Genomic DNA, 4,814 nt, shown 5'->3' with positions numbered 1-4,814 from the left:
AAAACCACCGGATTTCGAAATAATATGATATGTTTTTTCTTTGTAAATAAATTCTGTTAAAACAACGCCGGCTGCCATTTCGCAAATTGGCGTCAGCTCCGAAACGTCCACCGCCTGCATTAACGCCATCAGCGTGTCGCCGCCGGTACACAAAAGAGTAGCGTTCAGACCGTCGTCAAGCATTCGCTTAATCAAAGCTGCCAGATTGTCAGAAATCAGCACCCGAAGCTGTTCCGTTGTCAAGTTGTGTTCCCGTGCGTAGATATCGGTATCCACGCACCCTTCCGGGTCATTAACATCAAGAATAAAGCGTTTTTTGGCAGATGCCTGTGCCAGCCATTGACGAATACATTCGGCCGCCGGCTTACTATCCACCCAGCGACCTTCCAGTTTTTGAACAGGGTTCAAATTTACATGCGGAAAGCCGTGTTCCTGTGCCGCCTTCATTTGGCTGACCGTTACCGGATTGACACTGCCACAAGCTATAAACAGTGTATCAACAAGCTTTGGAATTTTCGGGGCAGGCCCCTTCAAATTCAGCATATCTGCCAGCACCGCCGCAAACCCGGCACATCCCGCACAGAATCGCAGCCGCTCCAGCCCCAGTTCTCTGCCGATGTGTTTTAAATCTGCATCTGTTTCAGCATCAAATACCTGGATTCCGTGTTTTGAAATCTTATGCTCTTCCTTTCGTGGGTGTATCAGCACCGGCACATTTGTTTGCTGCCCAAGGATATCTGCCACAGCCGAGTCCAAAATCGGTTCAAATGGATCCTGGCCAAAAACGCTCTGGGCCACAGGTACATCGTCGATATAATGAATTCCCTCCCGGGTGACCCTGCCCAGTTTGGGAAAGGCAGGGAGAAACGGTATGGTGCCGGTACCTGTTGCGTCCATCAGTGCCATCAATTCACTGCCAATATTTCCCCGCAGTGCGGAGTCTGTCTTTTTATAAATGTAAGCAATTCCGGCTTGAAATGCTCTATGCACTGTGCTGTACACAATCTCATAGGCCTCCTGTGGCTGCAGATGCCGGGTTTCTGCAACCATTACTAAAACTTCCACCGTTTTTTCAGTTGATCGGAAATCATAGTTCAAATCTGTGACCACAATTGTTGCTGCACCCCTGGCTGCAAACTGCACGCCTGTGTCAAGTGCTCCCGTGAAATCATCAGCAATGATTAAAAGCTTTACCATACATTCACCTCCTGTTGTTTCATTTTGAAACAGTTTAGAAGGGCTAATTTCTTTTTTTGTACATTTTGGAAATTGTTAATCCCTTTTGGTTTAAATTTATATTCATTTTATATAAATTCCACCGCTTTCGTCAAGTTATTTTCGCCTATAAATCGTTTATATTTGAAACATGCGAAAAATTTGTTGCTTAATTTTTGTGCATTTGGTATAATATGTTCAAATATGAAACGTATTATTGAGGTGTTTATGAAAAACTATATTCGTGTTTTGGGCATTGCGCCTTACGAGGGAATGAAAATTCAGATGCTCAATCTGGCGAAAGAATATCCCCAGATTGATTTGACAGTCTATGTGGGTGATATGGAGCAGGGTCTTATCATCGCCCGGAATAACTTTCACGGAGATTACGATGTGGTAATATCCCGTGGTGCTACGGCGCAGATGTTGCGCCAGCAGCTAACCATTCCGGTTATTGAAATCGAAATTTCTATGTATGATATTCTCTGTGCCATCAAACTGGCGGGCGGGCTGAAAAAAAAGACTACCATGATTTCCTTCGCTGATATTCGAAACCATGTGCAGCCCTTGTGCAATTTGCTGGAATGCGATATTGATATCCATACAGTAGATTCTATTGAAGCGGTGGAGCCGACCCTGCGCAGTCTTCAGGATAAACAGTGTGATACCATTCTCTGCGACGTGATTGTTAACACCACAGCCCAACGGCTCGGAATCAATTCCTTCCTTATCACCTCCGGGATAGACAGTATTCGAAATGCCTTTAATCAGGTATTGCTGCTGTGTGAAAACCAACAATACCTGCGGGATGAAAACTTGTTTTTTCGAGAGCTTATCCGCGGGCAGATCGGACAGACTATTGTCTTTGACAGTCAGGGAGATCTGTTTCTGTCTACGCTGGAAGATCTAAAGCCTGAATTATTGGAATTGCTGCGTCAGGAACTATCCCAAGCTGGACAGGAGGGGGATCAGCGGATCAGCCGTTCTCTGAAAGGCATGCGCTACTCCATTCGTGTACGGCAAATTGCCAGCGGTGCTTTGCGATATACCGCCTTTTTCTTCGATGAAAAAAAATTGCCGGTATCCTCAAACCAGATGGGGATCAGTTTCTCCGGCCGGGCAGAGGCAGAGGCAGCTTACTACAACAGCATTTTCAGCTTTGCAGGGAATCTCCAAGGTTTTCAGCAGGAAATTGACCAAATAGGCCAAAGCACTGCCCCTGTCATCTTCACAGGCGAGGATGGTACGGGTAAGGAATCTATCGTCAGCATGCTTTACATCAGGAGCCCGCTGCGGAACAACCCCTTAGTGTCCATCAACTGCAGTCTGCTGAACGACCGCAGCTGGGCGTTTCTTATGGAGCATCACAACTCCCCATTGGCAGACGAGGGCAGCACCATTTACTTTGCAAATGTGGATATATTATCTCTGGAACGGCAGTACCAGCTAATCGCTGTGCTGACGGAGATGGATGTGTGCCGTCGAAACAGGGTAATGATTTCCTGTGTTTGCCAGAGTGGCGAATATATATCTAAAGTAGGTGCTCTTTTTCGAGAAAAACTTTCCTGTCTTTCCTTGTATCTGCCGCCGTTGCGACAGCTCTCTCATCAGATTCCCACGCTGATGAATCTATGTCTGAGCCACATGAACGTCAACATGCCCCGGCAGATTTTGGGTGCAGATCCGGAAGCGCTGTCTCTGCTGCAACGTTACAATTGGCCCCATAACTACACCCAATTCAGCCGGGTAATTGGGGAACTTATGGTAACGGGCACCAGCCAAATCATCACTGCCGAAAATGTCCGCCAGGTACTGCGTAAGGAGCGGCACGTCGGTGCTTTCTCCTCCCTGAAAGAAAATGCCGCCACTCCTCTGGATTTAAACCGTACGCTAACAGAGATCAGCCAGGACATCGCTATTCGGGTGGTAGGGGAAACCGAGGGCAACCACACCGCCGCAGCCAAACGCTTGGGCATCAGCCGCACAACCCTATGGCGTCTGTTGCAAAAATAATACGCAAAAAATACAAGTATCTGTCAACGAAACATATGAGTGCCTGGGATGGGCAAAAAAGCCAGTAAAACATTGTTTACAAGCTACAGGCTGCAGACAAAAGAGCTAGGGGTTCTAAGCCCTAGCTCTATTTTTATTTTATTTTTGAATAATTTCAGTACAGAAACAAAAAATGTATGCCTCTCAACACCTTCTCCATCGGCTTACCTTTTGCCAGTTCGTCCACCAAAGAACCACTGTTTCCGTGCCATAATGATTTTACGGTGCTACTATGGACCACTGCTGGTTGTTGCCGGCGCTGCTTGTATTTTCATATAAGGCTGCACCATTTGTTGTTAAACCATTGCCATCCAAATACAAACCTGTAGTAAGGTTTTTAAACTTCACATAGCTTCCGGCTGATTCTTCTACCCACAACTGATTGTTAACATATGTAGCTGCATATTGTCCGCAAACAGAACCGGAAGCAGTCCTTCCCATTCCATCCAGGAACAGTCCTGTAGCGCGGTTTCTGATGGTAACGCAGCCTCCGTTGGTACCCAAAAGTCCAGCCGGTTCTATAATCCACTGCTGGTTTTCGCTGGTGCCGCTTGCATACTGGTTACAATTGGAGCCGTTTTCAGTATACCCATAGCCGTCAATGCACAGTCCGGTTGCACGATTTGCAATCTTTACATAGGACGGAGAACCAATGGTACTGTTCATAATCCTGAAGGTAGCGTCCTGCTTATCCGTATCTGTGCTGATCTGGTCAATTCTCAGATTATAATTGCTGTGCCTGATATACCTGTCAGGATAGTTATAGGACTGGAAGGATGTCCAGGTGCTGTCCTTTAAGCCCGCTGCCTCTTTGAAGGTCGCGTCGGATGCGAATAAGGGGGTTCCGTCATTCTTAGCAAGAACTATATCGTAATTGCTATGTCTCAGATAATAGCCCGGCTGTGAAACAGACTGGAAGGATACATAGCCTGAGGCTGAATTGGCAAGACCGGGTACGATCTGCCATTCAGAATCATTTCCCGGATTCATGGTCGGATCGATTTTTGCATCACCATTCAAATGCCTCCAGAACATGGTCTGAAAATTATATGACTGTATCCTGTTCTTTACACCGTTTACTCCGGTGGATGTCTGGTAAATATTCGGTATGGTACCGTCTGAATTATAAGCAAACTCCTCAATGCATACAGACCGTTTGTAGCTGCCGCCTGCAGGTAATGCCCCGTTATGGGTAATGAGATATGAACTTCCTTTAAAATCAATTATTGCCGGATGAATCGTATTGCTGGAAGGGATAGCAGGCTGGATGATTCCCCTGTAGGTCCAAGGTCCTGTTGGGCTTGTGCTTGTAGAATATGCGATCCACTCCGGGAAACCGGCTGCATAAGCAAGGTAATACAATCCGTTGTGCTTGTATAGCCAGGGAGCCTCTGTATAACCAGGTCCGAAAGCTGCTGTTGTCAAAGGAATCGTATGAATGGAACCGTTATATGATATCATATCGCTGTTAAGTTTTACATAGTAGCAGGCATTGTTACCCCAGTACAAATACGCCTGCCCGTCATCATCTATAAAAACTGTGGGAT

3 protein-coding genes are annotated in these 4,814 nt (G+C 46.4%); 1 reads left to right on the top strand and 2 read right to left on the bottom strand.

Annotated features, from left to right (window positions below; translation table 11 throughout):
* A partial coding sequence (locus tag BQ9856_RS05605) for a four-carbon acid sugar kinase family protein (RefSeq protein WP_077610157.1) occupies window positions 1-1,197 on the bottom strand: 1,197 nt, incomplete at its 3' end.
* Between the two features lie 246 nt (window positions 1,198-1,443).
* Between BQ9856_RS05605 and BQ9856_RS05600 the strand changes: the two genes are divergently transcribed.
* Window positions 1,444-3,228: a sigma-54-dependent transcriptional regulator gene (locus BQ9856_RS05600; RefSeq protein ID WP_077610156.1), complete on the top strand. Its 1,785-nt coding sequence runs from the start codon at window positions 1,444-1,446 to the stop codon at window positions 3,226-3,228.
* A gap of 258 nt (window positions 3,229-3,486) precedes the next feature.
* On the opposite strand, the gene BQ9856_RS25135 is transcribed toward BQ9856_RS05600, so the two are convergent.
* The coding region (locus tag BQ9856_RS25135) for an AbfB domain-containing protein (protein WP_159441952.1) at window positions 3,487-4,814 on the bottom strand (1,328 nt) is incomplete at its 5' end.

Origin of the sequence: Clostridium sp. Marseille-P2415, from assembly GCF_900155545.1 — a bacterium.
In the GTDB taxonomy this organism is placed as follows: domain Bacteria; phylum Bacillota; class Clostridia; order Lachnospirales; family Lachnospiraceae; genus Lacrimispora.
This window is presented reverse-complemented; position numbering and strand designations above follow the sequence as displayed.